This window comes from Streptomyces lichenis (assembly GCF_023218175.1).
GTDB lineage: Bacteria > Actinomycetota > Actinomycetes > Streptomycetales > Streptomycetaceae > Streptomyces > Streptomyces lichenis.
In genome coordinates this window covers 1-17,924 of record NZ_JALPTH010000028.1, presented here as the reverse complement: position 1 = coordinate 17,924, position 17,924 = coordinate 1, and the positions used below count along the sequence as shown (strand labels likewise).

Below are 17,924 nucleotides of genomic sequence, written 5' to 3'. Positions count from 1 at the left end.
CGGGGCTGCTGCTCCGTGTTCCATTCCGGCGTTCCAGCCGGGGCACAGGAGCACTGGTCGGAGGTGGTGCGGGCGTTCCGGTGTCCCGGGCCGGCCGTGGGCCGTGGCGGCTGGGACGGATCGGGCCGCAGGCTGCTGATCCGCCCGGGTGTCGACCCGATGGACAGAGCTTGGAGTGGCCCCGATGGCCTTGCGGATAGCGATCACCGCCGAACCGATCCCCTCGCACGTGTCCGCGCTGGACTACGTCATCTGCCCGGCCGTGGAACAGGGCCACCGGGTCACGCTGCACGCCCCGCCCGTGTTCCGCCGCGAAGCCCGGCTGCGCGGGGCGGGGTTCCGTGGCGCGGGTACGGAGTGGACGTGCGACCCCGCCGTCCAGCGGGCGGCGAGCGAGGTGTGGCGGCGGCACGGGAACGCCGCGTTCAACCGGTACGTCTTCGGCGGCCTCTGGCCCGGGCAGGCCGAGGTGAAGGCCCGTGACCTGCTCACCGCGTGGAGCCGGGAGCGTCCCGATCTGGTGATCGCCGAGTGCAGCGACCTCGGCGCGCATCTCGCGGCCAGGGTGCTGGAACTGCCGCTGCTCGCGGCGGACAACGGCCTCGGCCCGGTGCTCCTGGACCTCTGGGACGCCCATGTCGCGCCCGCGCTGCTCCCCCTCCACAAGCGGTACGAGCTGGACCCGCCCGCACTCCCGCCGATGCTCGGCCCGGCGCCGATGCACTGGTTCCACGGGGAGAGGGAGATTCCGCCGCCGCCCTCGGCGCGGGTGGTGCGGCGCACCCTCGCACCCTTCCGTACCGTGCCGGCGGAGGGTCCGGTTCCGGCCCTGACCCTCCGCCCGGGGCGCCCGCTCGTCTATGTGAGCCTCGGCACCCTGACCACCGCGATGTCCGGCCTGCGGAGAGTCGCCGGGGAGGCGTACCGGGAGATCATGGCGGCGCTCCGGGCGATCGACTGCGACGCGATCGTGTCCGCGGGGGACCTCGCGGGCCGGCTGCCGAGCGGGAGCCCGCACATCAGGGTCGTCCGGCACGCCCCGCAGCCCGCGCTGCTGCACCGGGCCGACCTGTTCGTGACGCATGGCGGCCGGGCGTCCCTGCTGGACGCGGTGCAGGGCGAAACCCCCGTCCTGGGCATGGGCGTTCTCGGCGACCAGCCCGGCAACACCGCCGCGTTCGTCCGCCGCGGCCTGGGCCGGGCGCTGGGCATCGCGGCGGGACACGAGGCGATCGCCGACGCCCTGACGGACCTGCTGGACACCCCGGGCTACGGCGCCGCGATGAGCGCGGCCGGCGCCGAGCTGGCGCGGCTGCCGCCGCTGGATTTCGGGGAGATCCGGGGCATGCTTGGCGGATGACGAGGGCGAGTGGGACCGGTGGACGGCGTGACTGGCATCTCACGGAGGATGTCGACGACTTCCTTGCCCACGCCGGTGACTTCCTGCGCTCGCGGCCCGGCCCGCATGTCATGCCGCTGACCTGGACCGCGCGGCTGCGGGCGCGCGGCGCGGGCGCGTTCGGCACCGGACCCGCCCTGTTCGGCCGGCTGGAGCGGGCGGGCGAGGTCCACGCCGCCTTCTTCCGCCTGCCCTCCCGCGGGTTGGGCCTCACCCCGCTCACCCCCGAGCAGGCCGACACCCTCGCCGCGCAGCTGGCCGCCCTCGGGCACTCCCCGCCCTACGTCAGCGCGGACCACGGCAGCGCCACCGCCTTCGCCGAGGCCTGGCAGCGGCACACCGGGGTGACGCCGAGACTGCGGGACGTACGACTGCGGCTGTACCGCCTCGGCACGCTCACCCCGCCGGACCCACTGCCGGCCGGCCGGGGCCGCGTCCTGGGCGAGGAGGACCTGGACCAGGCCGTGTACTGGTGCGGCGAGTTCGCCAAGGCGGTCGGGGAGTCCGCCTCCCTCAGCGCCGAGTCATGGGCCAACTCCCGCTTCGCCGACAAGTGCTACACGCTCTGGGAGACCCCGGACGGCACCCCCGTCTCCGTCGCGGGCATGAACCCGCTGATCGGCGGCCAGATCCAGGTGGACATCGTCTACACCCCGGCCCGGCTGCGCGGCCACGGCTACGCGGGCGCGGTGACCGCGGAGGTGAGCCGGGCCGCGCTGGCCGCGGGCGCGCGGGAGGTCGCGCTGTTCGCCGATCTGGCCAACCCCACCAGCAACGCCCTCTACCAGCGCCTGGGTTATCGGACGCTCACCGACTGGGCGGTGTACGACTTCCTGGGGCCCGCCGACCACGCGCGTACGAGCCGGGGTTGACCTTGTCCTTGGGGCAGGCCCCAGCATCGGCCGGGCCGGGCACCGAGCGCCCGGCCCGAGGAATCCGAGGAAGACAAGGGACGGGGAGCCATGCGGTTGCTGACCATCGGAGCGTTCGCCAGAGCGTCCCGGCTGTCCCCGAAGGCCCTGCGCCTCTACGACGAACTCGGCCTGCTGACCCCCGCCCGGGTCGACCCGCTGACCGGATACCGCCACTACGCGCCCGAGCAGTTGGAGCACGCGCGGCTGGTCGCCTGGCTGCGCCGGCTGGGCATGCCGCTCGCCCGCATCCAGCGGATCGGCACGCTGGACGCGGACGCGGCCGCCCAGGAGATCCGGGCGTTCTGGGCACGGGTCGAGGCGGAGACCGCCGAACGGCGGCACCTGGCCGCCTTCCTCGTCGACCATCTGAGCCGAAGGGGTTCCGACATGCCCGCGATCACCACACCACCGCTGGAGATCCGCTACGCCGCCCTGTCCCACCAGGGCCTGGTCCGCAGCAGCAACCAGGACACCGCCTACGCCGGCTCCCGGCTGCTCGCGGTCGCCGACGGCTTCGGCGGGGCGGGCGCACCCGCCGGCTCCGCCGCGATCGAGGCGCTCAAGCGGCTGGAGGGCGACGCGTGGGAGGGGGACGAGGGCGGGTTGCCGGTCGGCAGTCTGCTGGGGGCCCTTCAGGACGCGGTCGAGCAGGCCGGACGGGCCGTACGGAGCATCACCGCCGAGGGCGGGGACGGGGACGGGCCCGGGGAGGAGGCCGGTACGACGCTCACCGCGCTGCTCTGGACCGGGTCGCGGCTGGCCCTCGCCCACGTCGGCGACTCCCGCGCGTATCTGCTGCGCGACGGCGAGCTGTTCCAGATCACCCATGACCACACCCTGGTCCAGTCGATGGTGGACGAGGGACGGCTCAGCCCGGACGAGGCCGGCTCCCATCCGCAGCGGTCCCTGCTGACCAGGGCCCTGGGTCTGCACGCCCAGGCCGGCAACGGGGCTGCCGGGACGGCCCCGGCGGACGTGCGGCTGCATGACGCACGGGCCGGCGACCGCTGGCTGCTCTGCTCCGACGGGCTGTCCGCCGTCGTGCCGGCCGAGGAGCTGCGCCGGGTGGTCGCCTCGGCCGACGGCCCCGAGCAGGCGGTGCACCGGCTCGTCGAGCTGGCCAACCGGTACGGCGGCCCCGACAACGTCAGCTGTGCCGTGGCCGACCTGCGCGAGCCGGCGGCTGCGACGGCTTCGCCTCTTCCGACCCCTCCGCCCCCTCCCACCGCTCCGACCACTCCTGGCGCGTAAGGGCGTACTCGACCTCGCCGTGCTCGGAGCCGGGGATCGTTTCCGGCCAGTCGTCGCGGTAGGCGCGTACGAAGGACAGCCCGGCCTTCTCCATCACGCGCCGCGAACCGGTGTTGACCGCCATGGTGTCGGCGGTCACCCGCTCGACGCCGAGCTCGGTGAAGCCCTTGCGGATCAGCGCCCGCGAGCCCTCGGTGGCGTGCCCCCTGCCCCATGCCTCGCGCCTCAGGCGGTAGCCGAGCTCCACCACGGCCGGGCTGCCCTCCTCCAGGGGGCGGAACTCGAACCAGCCGAGGAACGCCCCGGTCCCACGCTCCTCCGCCGCCCAGTAGCCGGGGGTGCCCAGGCACGGGTGGATGTGCAGCAGCCTCGGCAGGACCCGGGTCACCAGGGCCTCCCGGCTGGTCGGCCGGCCGCCGGTGAGGAAGCGGGTGACCTCGGGGTCGCTGTCGAGTGCGAGCAGACGCTCGATGTCGCGGTCCCCGCCGGTGAACGGCCGCAGCACCAGCCGCTCCGTCGTCAGGAACGGCCGGGGGGAGGGGGGCCGGGAGGTGTCCATCCGCCGATGGTGACCGTCGGGTGACCGGGGCGGCCACCGGATTTCCGGGCCGCCGGGCCCCTCGGCCGCAAGCACGCCGAGATCGCGCTTCGGACGCCGCGGGCGCGGAGTGGCGACCGGGCGCGCCCGCCTCTTCGGACCCGCCCCCGTCAGAAGACGTCCGGGCACCACGGCCGGCGGGAGGTGCGCAGCAGGGCGTCGGCGCGGGCCGCGGCGCCGGGGGCCGTCTCCTCGACCCGGCCGAGCGCGGCCAGCCGTACCGCCGACTCGTCGCCCAGGTAGAGGGTGCCCAGCTCCGCGACGCCGAGGGTCAGCTCGGCGGAGGCGGTGGTCGGCGCGCAGCTCGCGCCGCCCGGGCCGGCCTCCAGCCGGAACCGCCCGCCGGAGAGCCCCGACTCGTCGCGCACCTCCAGGACGAGGGCGCCCTCGGCGGCGTAGCTCCGCGCCTCCAGGGCCCGTGCCACGTCCATGATCCGCAGCCAGAGGAAGTCGGCGTGGGTGGTGACCCTGGCCGCGCGGGGGTCGGGCAGCAGCAGCGGCAGCAGGTCGTCGGGGGCGCGGTGGCCGGTCTTGACCAGGGTGATCCAGTCGACGGAGCAGAGGAAGAGCCAGAGCGCGCGCTCGGCGGCGGGCGTGGCGGCGACCAGCTGGCGGACGGTCGCCGTGTTCAGCGGCTGCTTGCCGTCCTCCCAGTGGTCGTCGGCGGTGTACGCGAGGTAGCCGTCCGGCTCTCCGGAGGCCGAGCGGTACACCGCGAAGAACGGTTCCTTCCACGGCTCCTCCGGAATCCGGTGCATCCCGGTGCTCCGCTCCCACCAGCGCGCGGAGCGGCTGACCATGCCGTGCCGGACCGCCCGTACCCGCTCGAAGAGGTCCGGCCCCAGCTTGCGCAGCTCCTCCGGGGTGACCAGGTCGATCCGGCCGCCGTCGCCCGGACCGGACCGGCGCGGGTCCAGCCCGGCCCGGCGCAGGTCGACGGTCCACTCGGTGGACCAGGCGGCGGGCCCGAATCCGTACCGCCCGTAGATCGGGTACTCGGCGGCGATCAGGGTGGACAGGACGTCACCGCGCTCCCGGGCCGCCGCCAGGTCGGCCGCCATCATCCGGCTGAGCAGCCCGCGCCGCCGGTGGGTAGGCGAGACGGTGACGTTGGTGACCGCGTTCGCCTGGACCAGGGCGCCACCCGGTACGGAGACGTCCTGGTCGTGCGAGCGGAAGGTGGCCACACAGCGCTCGTCCTCGAAGGCCCCCTGGGTGCGGGTGACATCGATGTTCGCGCCCCGCACCCTGAGCACCTCCTCGCTCACCGACGGCGGGAACAGGAACCCGACGTGCATGGCGCGTATCCAGTCGGCCAGGTCGGCGTCGGTGTCGGTGAGGGTGCGGATGTGGGGGCTCATGGCGGCACAGGCTAGGTGCGCGTACGTGCCCCTCGCATCCGATTTCCGCACCCGCCCCCGTGTCCCGGCCGCACGGGTTCAGAACGCGGCGCGGACCTCGCCCACCCGGCGCCCGCCGCCCAGCAGCGGGGTGTCCGCGATCCGCTCCAGTACCGGGTCGGACACCCCGAGCAGTTCCAGGGCGCGCGCCAGCACCGGGCCCAGCGCCCGGGTGGAGCCGTCGTCGATCTTGAAGGCGAGCGCCCGGCCGTCCGCCAGCGCCACCGCCTGCACCGCCTCCGCGCCCATCTTGGACAGGGTGCCCGGGACGGCCCGCATCAGCCAGGTGTCCGGGCGCCGGGTGCCCGCCACGTACTCCGGGTGCGCCCGCATCGCGTCGGCGACCCGGCGCTGCGGGGTGCCCGGCTCCGCCAGGACGTAGGAGCGGAACGCCCGGGCGAGCCCCAGCAGGCTGATCGCCATCAGCGGCGCCCCGCAGCCGTCCGTGCCGACCGAGGCCACCGGCTCCCCGGCGGCGGCCTCCACCTCCTCGTGGACCAGGCGCTGGAGCGGGTGCGCCGGGTCCAGATAGCTCCCGGGGTCCCAGCCGTTGAGGGCGCAGGCGGCGAGCATCGCGGTGTGCTTGCCCGAGCAGTTCATGGCCAGCCGGGCGCGGCGGTGCCCGGCGGCCAGGTACGCCTCCGCCTCGACCGGGTCCAGCGGCAGGTCGGGCGGGGTCTGGAGGTCGGCCTCGGTCAGCCCGTGCTCGGCCAGCATGGTGCGGACCAGGTCCAGGTGAATCGTTTCGCCTGAGTGGCTGGCCGCGGCCAGCGCCAGCCGCTCACCGGAGAGCTCCAACCCGGCCCGCAGCAGCGCCGCCGCCTGCATCGGCTTGTTGGAGGAGCGCGGGTAGACCGGCGCCGCCGGGTCGCCGACCGAGTCCAGCACGCTGCCGTCGGCGGCCAGCAGCACCAGCGACCCCCGGTGGTGGCCCTCGGTGAAGCCCGAGCGGACCACCTCGGCGAGGACCGGCGGCGCGGCGGCGGCCGGGGATGCGGCGGGGGCGGAGGAGGTCATGGGACGGCGGCCTTCCGGGAGGGACCCGCCGCCGCTGCCTCAGCGCAGCAGGTCGTCTACTTGAGCTTCGCCCTCACGGTACCTGCGGGCGATCTCGGCACTGCAACCGTCCGCCGTCCGCTGGAGCTGCTGGCGGCGGCGCGAGACCTGCTGCTCGTAGCCCGCCAGCCGCCCCAGCCCGTCGTGCAGCTCCTGGTCCGTCCGGGCGGCCAGGTCGGACAGCTCCACCTCGGCCAGCACCTCGGCCGCGAAGCGCCGGTACTCCTCGCCGCGCGGGGTGGAGAGCGTCACATGCCGGGCCGAGGAGCGGTGCCGGGAGGGGGTGTCCGCGAGGATCTCGGACAGCCGGTCCACCACCGGCGGCTGCGCCCCGCCGCGCCGGGCCAGCTCGGCCCGGAGGATGTCGATCCGGCCCTGGAGCAGCCGGCGGACATAGCTGAGGTCGGCCTCGTCGGCACCGGAGTCCCGGCGCAGCGCCCGCAGTTCCGGCAGCCGCAGCGCGGACAGGTCGTACGGCGGCTGCTCGGCGGCGGGCAGGCCGCCCGGTTGGCCGTCACCGGGAAGCACGGCGGCGGCCGTGCCCTCGCCGCCCGGGGCGCCCGGGCCCGGCTGACCGGCCGGCACCCCGGTCCGCTGGGCGGGCGGGCGGTCCGCCGGTCCACCACCTCGCCTGCCGGTGGCACATGTCATCGGTACGGGATGCGGCGACTGCCCGGCGCCAGAAGTGCTCATGTGATTCCGTCCCCTCGACCGGTGCGTAAGGCACCGCCTGAGAGGAATGGTGCCAGTTGTGCCACCGCCGGTGCAGGCGGCTGCACCCGTTCGGACGCGTACGAATCACGCCGGGGTTCGCTTCGGGAGCGGGACGGGCGGGGCGATAGGTTGGTCGCCATGCGTGCGGTGGTGCAGAGGGTGGACGGCGCGAGCGTCGTGGTGGCGGGCGAGACGGTGGGCGGGATCACCGGCGAGGGGCTGTGCGTCCTGGTCGGGGTCACCCATGACGACACCCCCGAGAAGGCGGAGCGGCTGGCCCGCAAGCTGTGGTCGCTGCGGATCCTCGACGGCGAGAGGTCCTGCTCCGACGTGGACGCCCCGCTGCTGGTGGTCTCGCAGTTCACGCTGTACGGGGACGCCCGCAAGGGCCGCCGCCCCACCTGGAACGCCGCCGCTCCCGGCCCGGTCGCCGAACCGCTGGTCGACGAGGTGGTCGCCCGGCTGCGGGAGCAGGGGGCGACGGTGGCGACCGGCCGGTTCGGCGCGGACATGCGCCTCTCGCTCACCAACCACGGGCCCTTCACGGTCCTCGTGGAGGTCTGAGCACGCCCCAAGGTGGCCCCGGGATCCACCCCGGGGCCGTACGGGCTACGGCTCGACCACCGTCTCCTGGGCGGCGGCCGTGGTGCCGGCCAGCAGCGGGGCGTCCACCGGGACGTTCCGCTTCACCAGGGCGAGCGCGATCGGGCCGAGCTCGTGGTGGCGGGCCGAGCTGGTGATGAAGCCCAGCTGGCGGCCCTCCTCCCCGTCCGAGGCCAGCCGCACCGGGGTGCCGTGGCCCGGCAGGTGCACCTCGCTGCCGTCCAGGTGCAGGAAGACCAGCCGGCGCGGGGGCCGGCCCAGGTTGTTGACCCGGGCCACCGTCTCCTGGCCCCGGTAGCAGCCCTTCTGGAGGTGGACCGCGCTCTCCAGCCAGCCCAGCTCGTGCGGGATGGTCCGGTGGTCGGTCTCGAAGCCGAGGCGGGGCCGGTGCGACTCGACCCGCAGCGCCTCGTACGCCCACACGCCGGCCGCCGGGCCGTGCCGCTCCGCGAACGCCGCCAGCTCGCCGCGCGGCAGGAGCACGTCCCGGCCGTGCGGGGTCTCGCGGACCACGGCGCCGGGCGGGACCTCGGCGATGGAGCCCGCGGGCAGGTACACCACGGCGAAGTCCTCGGTGCGGTCGGCGACCTCCACCCGGTAGAAGAACCTCATCGACTCCAGATAGCCGATCAGCGCCTCCTGGGTGCCGGGCTCCACATGCGCCCAGACCGTCTCGCCGTCGTCCACCAGGTAGAGGGCGTGCTCGATGTGCCCGTTGGCGGAGAGCACCAGCGCCTCGGTGGCCTGCCCCGGGGGCAGCTCGCTGACGTGCTGGGTGAGGAGGAGGTGCAGCCAGGTGAGCCGGTCCGCGCCGCTGACCGCGACGACCCCCCGGTGGCTCAGGTCGACCAGGCCCCGGCCGTCGGCCAGGGCGCGCTGTTCCCGGAACAGGTCGCCGTAGTGCGCGGCGACCCCTTCGTCCGCGCCCTCGGCGGGCACGGCACCGGGCAGGGAGAGCAGGGGGCTGGTCGGTGACTGTCGCAGCATGCGATCAGCCTACGACTCCCCCGTACGGGCGTCGCCCGTGTCACCCCCCGCGGTGCGGGCGTCCGCCTCGGCCTTCTCCGTGCAGTCGGCGCAGCGGCCGAAGATCGCGAAGTGCTTGAGGTCGGTGTCGAAGCCGAAGGTCTCGCGCAGCTTGGCGGTGAACTCGGCGGCCACCTCCACCTCCGCCTCGATCACCTCGGTGCAGTCCCGGCACACCAGGTGCAGATGGTGGTGCCGGTCCGCCAGGTGGTACGTCGGCGCGCCGTGGCCCAGATGGGCGTGGCTGACCAGCCCCAGCTCCTCCAGCAGCTCCAGGGTCCGGTAGACGGTGGAGATGTTGACCCCGGAGGCGGTCCTGCGCACCTCGGTGAGGATGTCGTCGGGCGTCGCGTGCCCCAGCACGTCCACGGCCTCCAGGACGAGCTGGCGCTGGGGAGTCAGCCGGTAGCCGCGCTGCCGCAGGTCGCTTTTCCAGTCGGTGCTCACCACGCGTCCAGTGTAGGAGCCCCGGCCCGTCCGGCTCAGGGCTCTGATGGCGGTCAGCGGCCGTCCCGCACAAGCGAGCGTCCGATCCACGCGCCGCGTACCGCCGGTCCTCGCGCGAAGGGCCTACTTGAAGAAGGCGATCCCGTCGTCGGGGAGGTCGCCCAGGTCCTTGGCCCACGCCTCGACCTGCTGCGGGGTGACGACCTTCTTCAGCTGCGCGGACATGTACGGGCGCAGCGGGACCTCCGGGGTGGCCTTCTCGCCGACCCACATCAGGTCGCCCTTCACATAGCCGTAGAGCCGCTTGCCACCGCTGTACGGCCCGGAGGCGGCGGTCCGCGCGACCGCGTCCGTCACCAGGTCGATCTGCGGCTTCTTGTCGGCGATCTCGCCGTACCAGACCTCGACGACCCCGGAGTCGCGCACCATCACGACCTCGACCTTGCGGTCCTTGTCGACGCGCCAGAAGCCGCTCTCGGTCTCCAGCGGGCGGACCTTGTTGCCCTCGGAGTCCAGCACCCAGGTGTGCGACACGTACTCGATGAAGTCCCGGCCGTCATGGCTGAAGGTGGCCGACTGGCCGAAGTTGCACTTCTCGGCGCCGGGGAAGTCCGAGACGCCCGCGCCCTCCCAGGTGCCGAGGAGGAACGCGAGGGGGACGAGTTCCGGGTTCAGGTCGGACGGGATCTCGATCATGGGCTGCTCTGCCGGTCTCTCGGGGCGTAGGGGTCGTTCGGGAAGGTCGTTCTACGAGGCCAGGGGGGCGCTCAGCGCTGGCCCTGGTACAGCTTCTTCACGGTCAGGAAGGCGAAGGCGAGCACGCCGACGCAGACCAGGACCAGCAGGGCGGAGAAGAAGGTCTCAAGCACGGGTGCTCCTCGGTGAGCGGGGCTGACGGCGGCGCCGGGGTGGTACGGCGGGTACGCGGACCGCCTCCCAGCCTAATGGGTGGCACCCCGCCGCTCCTCGCGAGGTACGGGGCGCGGCCCGGGCGGGCCGTACCCCGCGCCGTACAGTTCCCGGTATGGCGAAGAAGCTCGTGATCAAGGTGACCGCGGGGGCCGACGCCCCCGAGCGCTGCTCGCAGGCGTTCACGGTGGCGGCGGTGGCCGTCGCCAGCGGGGTGGAGGTGTCCCTCTGGCTGACCGGTGAGTCCTCGTGGTTCGCCCTGCCGGGCAAGGCGGCCGAGTTCGAGCTGCCGCACGCGGCGCCGCTGCCGGACCTGCTCGACTCGATCCTGGCCGGGGGCCTGATCACCCTGTGCACCCAGTGCGCGGCCCGCCGCGAGATCACCGAGCGGGACGTGCTGGAAGGGGTGCGGATCGCCGGAGCGCAGGTCTTCGTCAGCGAGGCGACGGCCGACGGCGCCCAGGCCCTCGTCTACTGATCTACGGGGATCTGGTCTACGGGGATCAGGGACTGGGCCGGCGGGGGCGGCGGCGCCCGTCGAGCTCGTCCCACCACTCGTCGGACTTCTGGTCCCCGGAAGGCATCTCGTCCCACCAGCGGTCCTCCGGGCCCCGCCGGTTGGCGACCATGGCCGCGATCGGCGGGATGACCATGGCGACCACGCACATGGCGATGGCGGCCGGCACCGACCAGAGCCGGACCACGGCCCAGGCCCCCACGAAGAGGACCAGGCAGACCGCCATCATCCCGAAGTAGAGATGCCGACGCCGTGCGTACATACCTCCAGGGTACGAGCCGCCGCCGGCCTTCGGGCAGTGCCCGGACGGGCCGACCGGCGTCCGGGCAGACCGAAGGGCCGTGCCCCGGTCCCGGTAAGCGTCCAACCCCCAGGAGGCACGGCCCTTCGACCGCTCTGCGGGCCTCGCGGCCCCGGTACTGCGGTGCTCAGACCGCGATGGCGACCTCGGCGAGTCCGCCCTGCTGGGCGACGACCGTGCGGTCGGCCGTGCCGCCCGGCACCAGCGCGCGGACCGTCCAGGTGCCCTCGGCCGCGTAGAAGCGGAACTGCCCGGTCGCGGAGGTCGGGACCTCGGCGGTGAACTCGCCGGTCGAGTCCAGCAGGCGCACGTAACCGGTGACGGGCTCGCCGTCGCGGGTCACCTGGCCCTGGATGGTGGTCTCGCCGGGCTTGATCGCCGAAGCGTCCGGGCCGCCGGCCTGTGCTCCACACATAAGGGGTACTCCTAGGTCAAACGGGGGGGAGGGAGGGGTCGGGGGCTGCTGCCTACTTGGCGGCGCCGAGCTCGATCGGCACGCCGACCAGGGAGCCGTACTCGGTCCACGAGCCGTCGTAGTTCTTGACGTTCTCCTGGCCGAGCAGCTCGTGCAGCACGAACCAGGTCAGGGCCGAGCGCTCACCGATGCGGCAGTAGGCGATGGTGTCCTTCGCCAGATCGACCTGCTCGTCGGCGTAGAGCGACGTCAGCTCGTCGTCCGACTTGAAGGTGCCGTCGTCGTTGGCGTTCTTGGACCAGGGGATGTTGCGGGCGCTGGGCACGTGGCCGGGGCGCTGCGACTGCTCCTGCGGGAGGTGTGCCGGGGCGAGCAGCTTGCCGCTGAACTCGTCGGGGGAGCGCACGTCGACCAGGTTCTTGGCGCCGATCGCGGCCACCACGTCGTCGCGGAAGGCACGGATGGAGGTGTCCTGGGCCTGGGCCCTGTACTCGGTGGCCGGGCGGCTGGGCACCTGGGAGCCGTCGACCAGGTCGCGGGAGTCCAGCTCCCACTTCTTGCGGCCGCCGTCGAGCAGCTTGACGCTGTCGTGGCCGTACAGCTTGAAGTACCAGTAGGCGTACGCCGCGAACCAGTTGTTGTTGCCGCCGTAGAGGACGACCGTGTCGTCGTTGGCGATGCCCTTGGCGGACAGGAGCTTCTCGAAGCCCTCCTGGTCCACGAAGTCGCGGCGCACCGGGTCCTGGAGGTCCTGCTTCCAGTCGATCCGGACGGCGTTCTTGATGTGGTTCTTGTCGTACGCCGAGGTGTCCTCGTCGACCTCGACGATGACGACCTTCGGGTCGTCGATCCGGGCCTCGACCCAGTCGGCGTCTACCAGGACGTCGCTGCGGCTCATGCTGTTCTCCTCCGGGGCAGTGGGCGGCGGGCGGTGTGGTGCGGGGTGTGGAGCTCGTACCGGAGCCGGTCCGGTCCTGGCGGCTTCCCTCGGTGCGGCGTGCTCCGCCGCGCCGGTGCGGATGCCCGGTGCCGGAGCGGCGGGCCCGGTCTCGGATCGTGCGGTGCGGTCGACGGGCGCTCGCGCGCCCCGACCGCTCACCCTGTCCTTCGTCGGGCCTCGCTCGCCTCTTCCTCGCCTCTGCGCGTCTCGTGTCGCGGCCGTGCGGGTCCGTCTGGCGGCTCGTACGGCACTGCTGCGGGTACGGGATCGTTGGCTGGTGCGGCTCGGGCACGGTCCGGGTCCGGCCGGGGGCGTCGGAACGCGCGGGGACCTCGGGGCTGCGGAAGACCGGGCTCCCGTCTCAGAGGGAGCGACAGAGCATGGCGGCGACGCGGCACAGGTCTACTGCCCGCCGCTTCGTGAGATCCGCCTGTCGCTGCTTCATGCGTCCGATCGTAGGGACGGACCGGCGGCCGTGTCACCGGCGTGTCGAATTCTGAGACGAGAATGCCCGAATGGTGGGACGGCGGGAGCGAAAGACCACTCAGGCGCCACCCCGGAGCACCCGTTTCGCCCGGCTCCGCCTGCGGAACGGACGGCTCCGTCTCACCATGTGGGGCAGGGCGCGGTCAGCCGGCCAGGGCGACGTCCTTGCCGGTCAGCGAGATCCGCAGGCCGTCCGCGGTCGCCTCGGCCTTCTGCAGGCTCAGCCCGGTGGGCAGCCCGCTGATGGTGCGGTCGAAGTCGGTGCGCTCGCGGATCCGCCCCTCCACCCCGGGTATGGAGTCGCCGGGCACCTTGTCGGCGCGCACCCGCAGGGTGTTCCCGTCCACCACGCTCACCGTGGACAGCACGCTCTCGCTGATCTTGCCGAGCACCGGCACCTCGATGGAGCCGGTGAGCTTCACCTTGCCGTTGTCGCCGTAGGCGAGGGTGACGTCCTCCTGGGCGGCGGCGGCGAGGTCGCCGTAGCTGATCCGGGCGGTGCCGGTGGCGGTGGCCGCGATGGCCCGGTCGAAGTTGCCCTGGATCCGCACATCGCGCAGGGAGGCGTCCATCTCGGTGATCCGGACCGCCCGGCCGCCCGCCGAGGCCTCCGCCCCGGTCAGGCCGATGTCGACCTGCTCCAGCTCCCGGCCGGCCACCTGGGTCAGGAACGGGAAGCCCTTGATGGACACCTCGGGGGTGGACGACAGGCCCCGGCTGGCCTTCACCCGGTCCGCCACCTCGGACTCCGCGTACTTCACCGCCAGCCGGTCCGCGAGGACGAACAGCCCCCCGAGGACCACGGCGGTGATCAGAAGTATCCGCAGTGCACGCATCGTTCGGTGTCCCCCACCCTGGCCGTCGCCGGTCTGTCCTTGCCGACCCCGGTCGTCACGTCATGATCGACGTTCGAGGGGGCCGTTCGGTTCCTGTTCCCGCCCCCGGCCCGCGCAGACCCCGGCCGCCGGACCAGTGCCCGCCGTCACACCAGGGCCCGCCCCAGCAGGTACACCGCGGGCGCGGCGGCCGCCAGCGGCAGCGCCACCCCGGCGGTCATATGGACGAAGCGGGACGGGTAGTCATAGCTCGCCACCCGGTGGCCGATCAGCGCGCACACCCCGGCGCCCGCCCCGAGCAGCGCCGCCCGCAGCGGCTCAGCCCCGGTGAGCAGGCCCGCGGCCGCCCCGGCACCGGCCGCCGCGAGCAGCCTGGCCACCAGGGAGACCGGGCCGGGCAGCGGCAGCGCGCGCACCGGGACGGCGGCCGCGACCGCCAGCGCCCCGATCACCACGGCGTCCTGGACGGCCGCCAGATGGCCCGCCGCCAGCACCGCCAGCGCGGACGAGACGACCGTGGCCATCAGCCCGTACTGCCGCTCGTCCGCACCGGCGTGGCTGCGGAGCTGGAGGACCAGCACCAGCAGCACCCACACCCCGAGGGTGCCGATGATCGCCGCCGGTGCGTGCTGCCGGCCGGTCGCCAGCAGCGCGGCGTCGGCGGTGACCCCGCCCGCGAAGGCCAGGGCGATGCCCTGCCGGGCCGGCCACATGCCGTTGAGCCGGAACCAGCCGGCCGCGGTGACCGCCTGGAGCAGGACGAGCGGCAGCAGCAGCCCGTACGGCCCGAGGGCGGCGCCCCCGGCGAGCAGACAGCCCAGTACGGCGGTGAGCGCCGCCGGCTGCATGCCCGGCTCGATGATCGGCGACCGGCCCTCGGCCCGCGCCCGCTGGGCGTCGGTCAGCCGGACCTCACCGGAGGTGGTCGGCGCCCCGTAGGCCGGCTCGGCGGGGCCGGCCGGGGCGGGAACCGCGGCGGCGGGCCCCGGTACGCTCTGGCCGGCCACCGGGCCGGCCGCCCCGGGGGCGGGTTCGTCGTCGGTGATCGGACGCAGCATCGCGGTGGGCCGGTCGTAGGGCACCTCGGGCGGCAGCGGAGCACCGACACCCGTCTCCGGTGCGGCCGGCGGATGGCCCACCGGGTGGCTCCGCTGTTCCGCCGGCCGCCCCTGCTCGTCCCGGACCGGCCGCAGGATCGCGGTCCGGTCCACGGGAGCGGGACCGGGGGCGGGGGCAGGAGACGGGGCGGTCTGCCGGAGGGAGGGCTGGACGTGGGTGTCCCAGGTCTGGCCCTCCCAGGTCTGGTCGCCGTAGGACTGCTGCGACTGCTGCGCGCCATAGGGCTGCGGAGTGCCGTGGGACCCATGGGCCCGGGATGGCTGCTGAGCGCCGTACGGCTGCTGGGCATCGGATGGCTGCTGAGCGCCGTACGGGGGCTGGGTGCCGTACGGGGGCTGGGTGCCGCCGCTCTGCGCCGGTGCGCCGCCGTAGGACGGGGCGCTCTCGTACGGCTGCCCCTGGTACGGCTGCGTCTCGTACGGCTGGTGGCCGACGGCGCCGCTCGCGTAGGGGTTCGGCTCGGCGGGGCGGGACCCGTCCGGGTAGCCGGAACCGGGCTGCCCGTACGGAGCCTGGGAGGTCTGGGAAGCCTGCGGGGTCCGCGGGGCATAGGGCCCGGGCTCGTACGGAGACGGCTGCCCCTGCGCGTACGGCTGCCCGTCCGCGTACGGCTCCTGGCTCCCGTACGACTGGCCGTTCCCGTACCGCTGCTCGTCCCCGTACACCTCCCCGTTTCCGCTTCCGTTTCCGTACTGCTCGCTCGGATACTGCTGCTCGCTGCTGCTCATGCTGCGCGGCTCACCCTCCTGCGAACGGCGGGAGCACCTCGACCGTGCCGCCCTCGGCGAGGGCGACCGTGTCGTGGCCACGGGTGCCGACGGGGTCGCCGTCGACAAGGAAGGAACACCGCTGGAGCACCCGCACCAGCTCGCCGGGGTGCCGTTCACGGGCGGCGGCCAGCGCCTCGGCCAGGTTGTCCGCTGCGTACGGCTCCTCGGGGGTGCCGGCGGCGGCCTTGGCCGCGGCCCAGTAGCGGATGGTGCCCGCTGCCATAGCGACGCTCCTTTCGTCGGCATCCATGATGGGCCATGCCACCGACAACCCCGCCGCACGCCCTCCCGCCCGCACTCCTATGCCCCCGCCAGCCACTCCCCCACCCGGGCCAGCAGCGGCTCGTCGGCCGCGTCCTCGGCATGGCCCATCCCGGGCTCCAGCCACAGCTCGGCGGGGCCGGCGGCGGCCAGCATCCGGGGGTGGTCGAGCGGGAAGTACGGGTCCGCGGTGCCGTGCACCACCAGCAGCGGGACCGGGGCGATCAGCGGCACCGCCTCCACCGGGGAGAGCGGCACCGGGTCCCAGTCCCGGTCGTGGATGCGGGTGCGCAGCCCGTACCGCCCCACCAGCCGCCCGGCCGGCCGAGTGACCACCCAGTGCAGCCGGCGCATCGGCGCCGTACCCCGGTAGTACCAGCGCGCGGGCGCACTCACCGAGACCACCGCGTCGGTTCGCGCCCCCGGATCCTCCCGGTAGAGCGCGGCGTGCCGCAGCACCACCGAGCCGCCCATCGAGAAGCCGACCGTGACCACCCGCCGGTAGCCCAGGTGCCGGGCCCAGCCGACCGCGGCCGCCAGGTCGAGCACCTCCCGGTCGCCGACCGTCGAACGGCCCCCCGAACGGCCGTGGCCGCGGAAGGAGAAGGTGACCACGGCCGCCCGGCGGCGGAGCACCTCGGCCGCCCGGCGCAGCGCGGGCCGCTCCACCGAGCCGGTGAAGCCGTGCGCGACGACGATGGCGGTGTCACCGTGGGAAGACGCCCTGGTAGGAGGCGTGTGGACGGCCTCGATCGGGACGCCGTCGGATGTCCGCAGGGTTGCGCGGAGAAGACCGCCGGGCCGACCGCGGGTGACCGGCCGATCATCCACAGTGTGAAACGCCCCCTCCGGCTCGGAACTCATATGAGCTATTGTGCTGCGGAGAGGACTCGGGCGAAGCAGCCCCCGGGTCCTTTTGTGTTTTCCGACCGTTGTTACGGGCGGATGAACAAAAGCTCACGGGGCGGGCTCTCAGGGCGCGAGAGTCCCGCACCACCGTACGAAGCAGTTCCGCGCAACTCCCCCGCGGGCGACAGGCCGCGGGAGGTGCCCCAGCAAGGGACCGAGGAGGAACCGACGTGATGGGCCGCCGAACCGTGCACGACGAACAGACGACCGCCCCGATGACGGGGGAGGCGCGATGAGTTCCCTGCTCCTGCTGACCAACGCCCTGCAGCCCTCCACCGAGGTGCTGCCCGCCCTCGGACTGCTGCTGCACCACGTCCGGGTGGCGCCGGCCGAGGGCCCGGCCCTGGTGGACACCCCCGGCGCCGACGTGATCCTCATCGACGGGCGGCGCGACCTGCCGCAGGTGCGTTCGCTCTGCCAGCTGCTGCGCTCCACCGGCCCCGGCTGCCCGCTGATCCTGGTGGTCACCGAGGGCGGGCTGGCCGCCGTCACCGCCGACTGGGGCGTGGACGACGTGCTGCTGGACACCGCGGGGCCGGCCGAGGTCGAGGCGCGGCTGCGGCTGGCCATGGGCCGCCAGCAGATCACCGCCGACGACTCCCCGATGGAGATCCGCAACGGCGACCTGTCGGTGGACGAGGCCACCTACAGCGCCAAGCTGAAGGGCCGGGTGCTGGACCTGACCTTCAAGGAGTTCGAGCTGCTCAAGTACCTGGCGCAGCACCCCGGCCGGGTCTTCACCCGCGCCCAGCTGCTCCAGGAGGTGTGGGGCTACGACTACTTCGGCGGTACGCGGACGGTGGACGTCCACGTCCGGCGGCTGCGCGCCAAGCTCGGCCCCGAGCACGAGTCGCTGATCGGCACCGTACGGAACGTGGGCTACCGGTTCGTCGCCCCGGAGAAGGTGGAGCGGGCGGCCGAGGAGGCGCGGGCCAAGGAGGCCGAGAAGTCGCGCGGCCGGGACGCCGAGGACCGCGGGCCGCGGGAATCCGACGACCGGGCGGCGAAGTCGGCCGAGCCGGCTCGGGCGGCGGCCGGACGGCCCGCCAAGAC

At 74.1% G+C, this 17,924-nt stretch carries 21 protein-coding genes; 6 read left to right on the top strand and 15 right to left on the bottom strand.

Features of this window, described 5'->3' with window-relative positions; all coding sequences use genetic code 11:
* The first annotated feature begins 184 nt into the window (after window positions 1-184).
* From M1O15_RS24670 to M1O15_RS24660, 3 genes are all read left to right on the top strand, one after another.
* Window positions 185-1,360 (top strand): glycosyltransferase, encoded by a 1,176-nt coding sequence (locus tag M1O15_RS24670; protein ID WP_248636355.1) that lies wholly within the window; start codon window positions 185-187, stop codon window positions 1,358-1,360.
* Window positions 1,357-2,271, top strand: a complete 915-nt coding sequence (locus M1O15_RS24665) for a GNAT family N-acetyltransferase (protein WP_248636354.1) — start codon at window positions 1,357-1,359, stop codon at window positions 2,269-2,271. The genes M1O15_RS24670 and M1O15_RS24665 overlap by 4 nt, the downstream gene beginning before the upstream one ends.
* Window positions 2,272-2,361: 90 nt before the next feature.
* Window positions 2,362-3,564, top strand: coding sequence for a MerR family transcriptional regulator (locus tag M1O15_RS24660; RefSeq protein ID WP_248636353.1), 1,203 nt, complete (start codon window positions 2,362-2,364; stop codon window positions 3,562-3,564).
* On the opposite strand, the gene M1O15_RS24655 is transcribed toward M1O15_RS24660, so the two are convergent.
* From M1O15_RS24655 to M1O15_RS24640, 4 genes are all read right to left on the bottom strand, one after another.
* Window positions 3,461-4,123, bottom strand: a complete 663-nt coding sequence (locus M1O15_RS24655; protein ID WP_248636352.1) for a GNAT family N-acetyltransferase — start codon at window positions 4,121-4,123, stop codon at window positions 3,461-3,463. The two genes, M1O15_RS24660 and M1O15_RS24655, sit on opposite strands and share 104 nt — an antisense overlap.
* A gap of 149 nt (window positions 4,124-4,272) precedes the next feature.
* Window positions 4,273-5,523 carry a GNAT family N-acetyltransferase gene (locus M1O15_RS24650; RefSeq protein WP_248636351.1) on the bottom strand — a complete coding sequence of 417 codons (1,251 nt, stop codon included), beginning with the start codon at window positions 5,521-5,523 and terminating at the stop codon, window positions 4,273-4,275.
* A 78-nt stretch (window positions 5,524-5,601) separates the two neighbouring features.
* Entirely contained in the window at window positions 5,602-6,579 is a 978-nt protein-coding gene (locus M1O15_RS24645) for an asparaginase (protein ID WP_248636350.1), read from the bottom strand.
* 39 nt (window positions 6,580-6,618) lie between these two features.
* Window positions 6,619-7,311 carry an RsiG family protein gene (locus M1O15_RS24640; RefSeq protein ID WP_248636349.1) on the bottom strand — a complete coding sequence of 231 codons (693 nt, stop codon included), beginning with the start codon at window positions 7,309-7,311 and terminating at the stop codon, window positions 6,619-6,621.
* Window positions 7,312-7,470: 159 nt separating this feature from the next.
* On the opposite strand from M1O15_RS24640, the gene dtd reads away from it, so the two are divergent.
* Window positions 7,471-7,896, top strand: coding sequence for a D-aminoacyl-tRNA deacylase (gene dtd, locus M1O15_RS24635; protein ID WP_248636348.1), 426 nt, complete (start codon window positions 7,471-7,473; stop codon window positions 7,894-7,896).
* 45 nt (window positions 7,897-7,941) lie between these two features.
* Here the strand turns inward: dtd and ygfZ are convergent, their stop codons facing one another.
* The 3 genes from ygfZ to M1O15_RS24620 all read right to left on the bottom strand — a co-directional run bounded on the left by ygfZ (window position 7,942) and on the right by M1O15_RS24620 (window position 10,104).
* Entirely contained in the window at window positions 7,942-8,922 is a 981-nt protein-coding gene (gene ygfZ / locus M1O15_RS24630) for a CAF17-like 4Fe-4S cluster assembly/insertion protein YgfZ (protein WP_248636347.1), read from the bottom strand.
* 9 nt (window positions 8,923-8,931) lie between these two features.
* Window positions 8,932-9,411: a Fur family transcriptional regulator gene (locus tag M1O15_RS24625; RefSeq protein ID WP_248636346.1), complete on the bottom strand. Its 480-nt coding sequence runs from the start codon at window positions 9,409-9,411 to the stop codon at window positions 8,932-8,934.
* A gap of 120 nt (window positions 9,412-9,531) precedes the next feature.
* Window positions 9,532-10,104: a heme-binding beta-barrel domain-containing protein gene (locus tag M1O15_RS24620; RefSeq protein WP_248636345.1), complete on the bottom strand. Its 573-nt coding sequence runs from the start codon at window positions 10,102-10,104 to the stop codon at window positions 9,532-9,534.
* 328 nt (window positions 10,105-10,432) lie between these two features.
* Here M1O15_RS24620 and M1O15_RS24615 point away from each other — a divergent pair, with 328 nt between their 5' ends.
* On the top strand, window positions 10,433-10,795 hold the full coding sequence (locus tag M1O15_RS24615; protein ID WP_248636344.1) for a DsrE family protein: 363 nt from the start codon (window positions 10,433-10,435) through the stop codon (window positions 10,793-10,795).
* Between the two features lie 25 nt (window positions 10,796-10,820).
* On the opposite strand, the gene M1O15_RS24610 is transcribed toward M1O15_RS24615, so the two are convergent.
* From M1O15_RS24610 to M1O15_RS24580, 8 genes are all read right to left on the bottom strand, one after another.
* The gene (locus M1O15_RS24610; protein ID WP_248636343.1) at window positions 10,821-11,096 is read right to left on the bottom strand and encodes a DUF3099 domain-containing protein; all 276 of its coding nucleotides are present in this window, start codon (window positions 11,094-11,096) and stop codon (window positions 10,821-10,823) included.
* A gap of 166 nt (window positions 11,097-11,262) precedes the next feature.
* Window positions 11,263-11,550, bottom strand: a complete 288-nt coding sequence (locus tag M1O15_RS24605; protein ID WP_248636342.1) for a DUF1416 domain-containing protein — start codon at window positions 11,548-11,550, stop codon at window positions 11,263-11,265.
* 52 nt (window positions 11,551-11,602) lie between these two features.
* Window positions 11,603-12,448, bottom strand: a complete 846-nt coding sequence (locus M1O15_RS24600) for a sulfurtransferase (protein ID WP_248636341.1) — start codon at window positions 12,446-12,448, stop codon at window positions 11,603-11,605.
* Window positions 12,449-12,851: 403 nt separating this feature from the next.
* The gene (locus tag M1O15_RS31920; protein ID WP_361274487.1) at window positions 12,852-12,935 is read right to left on the bottom strand and encodes a putative leader peptide; all 84 of its coding nucleotides are present in this window, start codon (window positions 12,933-12,935) and stop codon (window positions 12,852-12,854) included.
* Between the two features lie 184 nt (window positions 12,936-13,119).
* Window positions 13,120-13,812, bottom strand: a complete 693-nt coding sequence (locus M1O15_RS24595) for an LmeA family phospholipid-binding protein (RefSeq protein ID WP_248636340.1) — start codon at window positions 13,810-13,812, stop codon at window positions 13,120-13,122.
* 146 nt (window positions 13,813-13,958) lie between these two features.
* Window positions 13,959-15,659, bottom strand: a complete 1,701-nt coding sequence (locus M1O15_RS24590; protein ID WP_248636339.1) for a hypothetical protein — start codon at window positions 15,657-15,659, stop codon at window positions 13,959-13,961.
* A gap of 10 nt (window positions 15,660-15,669) precedes the next feature.
* Window positions 15,670-15,924: a MoaD/ThiS family protein gene (locus M1O15_RS24585; RefSeq protein WP_248636338.1), complete on the bottom strand. Its 255-nt coding sequence runs from the start codon at window positions 15,922-15,924 to the stop codon at window positions 15,670-15,672.
* A gap of 77 nt (window positions 15,925-16,001) precedes the next feature.
* Window positions 16,002-16,826 carry an alpha/beta hydrolase gene (locus tag M1O15_RS24580; RefSeq protein ID WP_248636337.1) on the bottom strand — a complete coding sequence of 275 codons (825 nt, stop codon included), beginning with the start codon at window positions 16,824-16,826 and terminating at the stop codon, window positions 16,002-16,004.
* A gap of 277 nt (window positions 16,827-17,103) precedes the next feature.
* On the opposite strand from M1O15_RS24580, the gene M1O15_RS24575 reads away from it, so the two are divergent.
* The coding region (locus tag M1O15_RS24575) for a response regulator transcription factor (RefSeq protein WP_248636336.1) at window positions 17,104-17,924 on the top strand (821 nt) is incomplete at its 3' end.

Excerpts from the sequence above, each read along its gene's own strand:
- M1O15_RS24670 (WP_248636355.1), top strand. The coding sequence starts at position 185 with ATGGCCTTGCGGATAGCGATCACCGCCGAACCGATCCCCTCGCACGTG.
- M1O15_RS24665 (WP_248636354.1), top strand. The coding sequence starts at position 1,357 with ATGACGAGGGCGAGTGGGACCGGTGGACGGCGTGACTGGCATCTCACG.
- M1O15_RS24660 (WP_248636353.1), top strand. The coding sequence starts at position 2,362 with ATGCGGTTGCTGACCATCGGAGCGTTCGCCAGAGCGTCCCGGCTGTCC.
- M1O15_RS24655 (WP_248636352.1), bottom strand. The coding sequence starts at position 4,123 with ATGGACACCTCCCGGCCCCCCTCCCCCCGGCCGTTCCTGACGACGGAG.
- M1O15_RS24650 (WP_248636351.1), bottom strand. The coding sequence starts at position 5,523 with ATGAGCCCCCACATCCGCACCCTCACCGACACCGACGCCGACCTGGCC.
- M1O15_RS24645 (WP_248636350.1), bottom strand. The coding sequence starts at position 6,579 with ATGACCTCCTCCGCCCCCGCCGCATCCCCGGCCGCCGCCGCGCCGCCG.
- M1O15_RS24640 (WP_248636349.1), bottom strand. The coding sequence starts at position 7,311 with ATGAGCACTTCTGGCGCCGGGCAGTCGCCGCATCCCGTACCGATGACA.
- dtd (WP_248636348.1), top strand. The coding sequence starts at position 7,471 with ATGCGTGCGGTGGTGCAGAGGGTGGACGGCGCGAGCGTCGTGGTGGCG.
- ygfZ (WP_248636347.1), bottom strand. The coding sequence starts at position 8,922 with ATGCTGCGACAGTCACCGACCAGCCCCCTGCTCTCCCTGCCCGGTGCC.
- M1O15_RS24620 (WP_248636345.1), bottom strand. The coding sequence starts at position 10,104 with ATGATCGAGATCCCGTCCGACCTGAACCCGGAACTCGTCCCCCTCGCG.
- M1O15_RS24615 (WP_248636344.1), top strand. The coding sequence starts at position 10,433 with ATGGCGAAGAAGCTCGTGATCAAGGTGACCGCGGGGGCCGACGCCCCC.
- M1O15_RS24610 (WP_248636343.1), bottom strand. The coding sequence starts at position 11,096 with ATGTACGCACGGCGTCGGCATCTCTACTTCGGGATGATGGCGGTCTGC.
- M1O15_RS24605 (WP_248636342.1), bottom strand. The coding sequence starts at position 11,550 with ATGTGTGGAGCACAGGCCGGCGGCCCGGACGCTTCGGCGATCAAGCCC.
- M1O15_RS24600 (WP_248636341.1), bottom strand. The coding sequence starts at position 12,448 with ATGAGCCGCAGCGACGTCCTGGTAGACGCCGACTGGGTCGAGGCCCGG.
- M1O15_RS31920 (WP_361274487.1), bottom strand. The coding sequence starts at position 12,935 with ATGAAGCAGCGACAGGCGGATCTCACGAAGCGGCGGGCAGTAGACCTG.
- M1O15_RS24595 (WP_248636340.1), bottom strand. The coding sequence starts at position 13,812 with ATGCGTGCACTGCGGATACTTCTGATCACCGCCGTGGTCCTCGGGGGG.
- M1O15_RS24590 (WP_248636339.1), bottom strand. The coding sequence starts at position 15,659 with ATGAGCAGCAGCGAGCAGCAGTATCCGAGCGAGCAGTACGGAAACGGA.
- M1O15_RS24585 (WP_248636338.1), bottom strand. The coding sequence starts at position 15,924 with ATGGCAGCGGGCACCATCCGCTACTGGGCCGCGGCCAAGGCCGCCGCC.
- M1O15_RS24580 (WP_248636337.1), bottom strand. The coding sequence starts at position 16,826 with ATGAGTTCCGAGCCGGAGGGGGCGTTTCACACTGTGGATGATCGGCCG.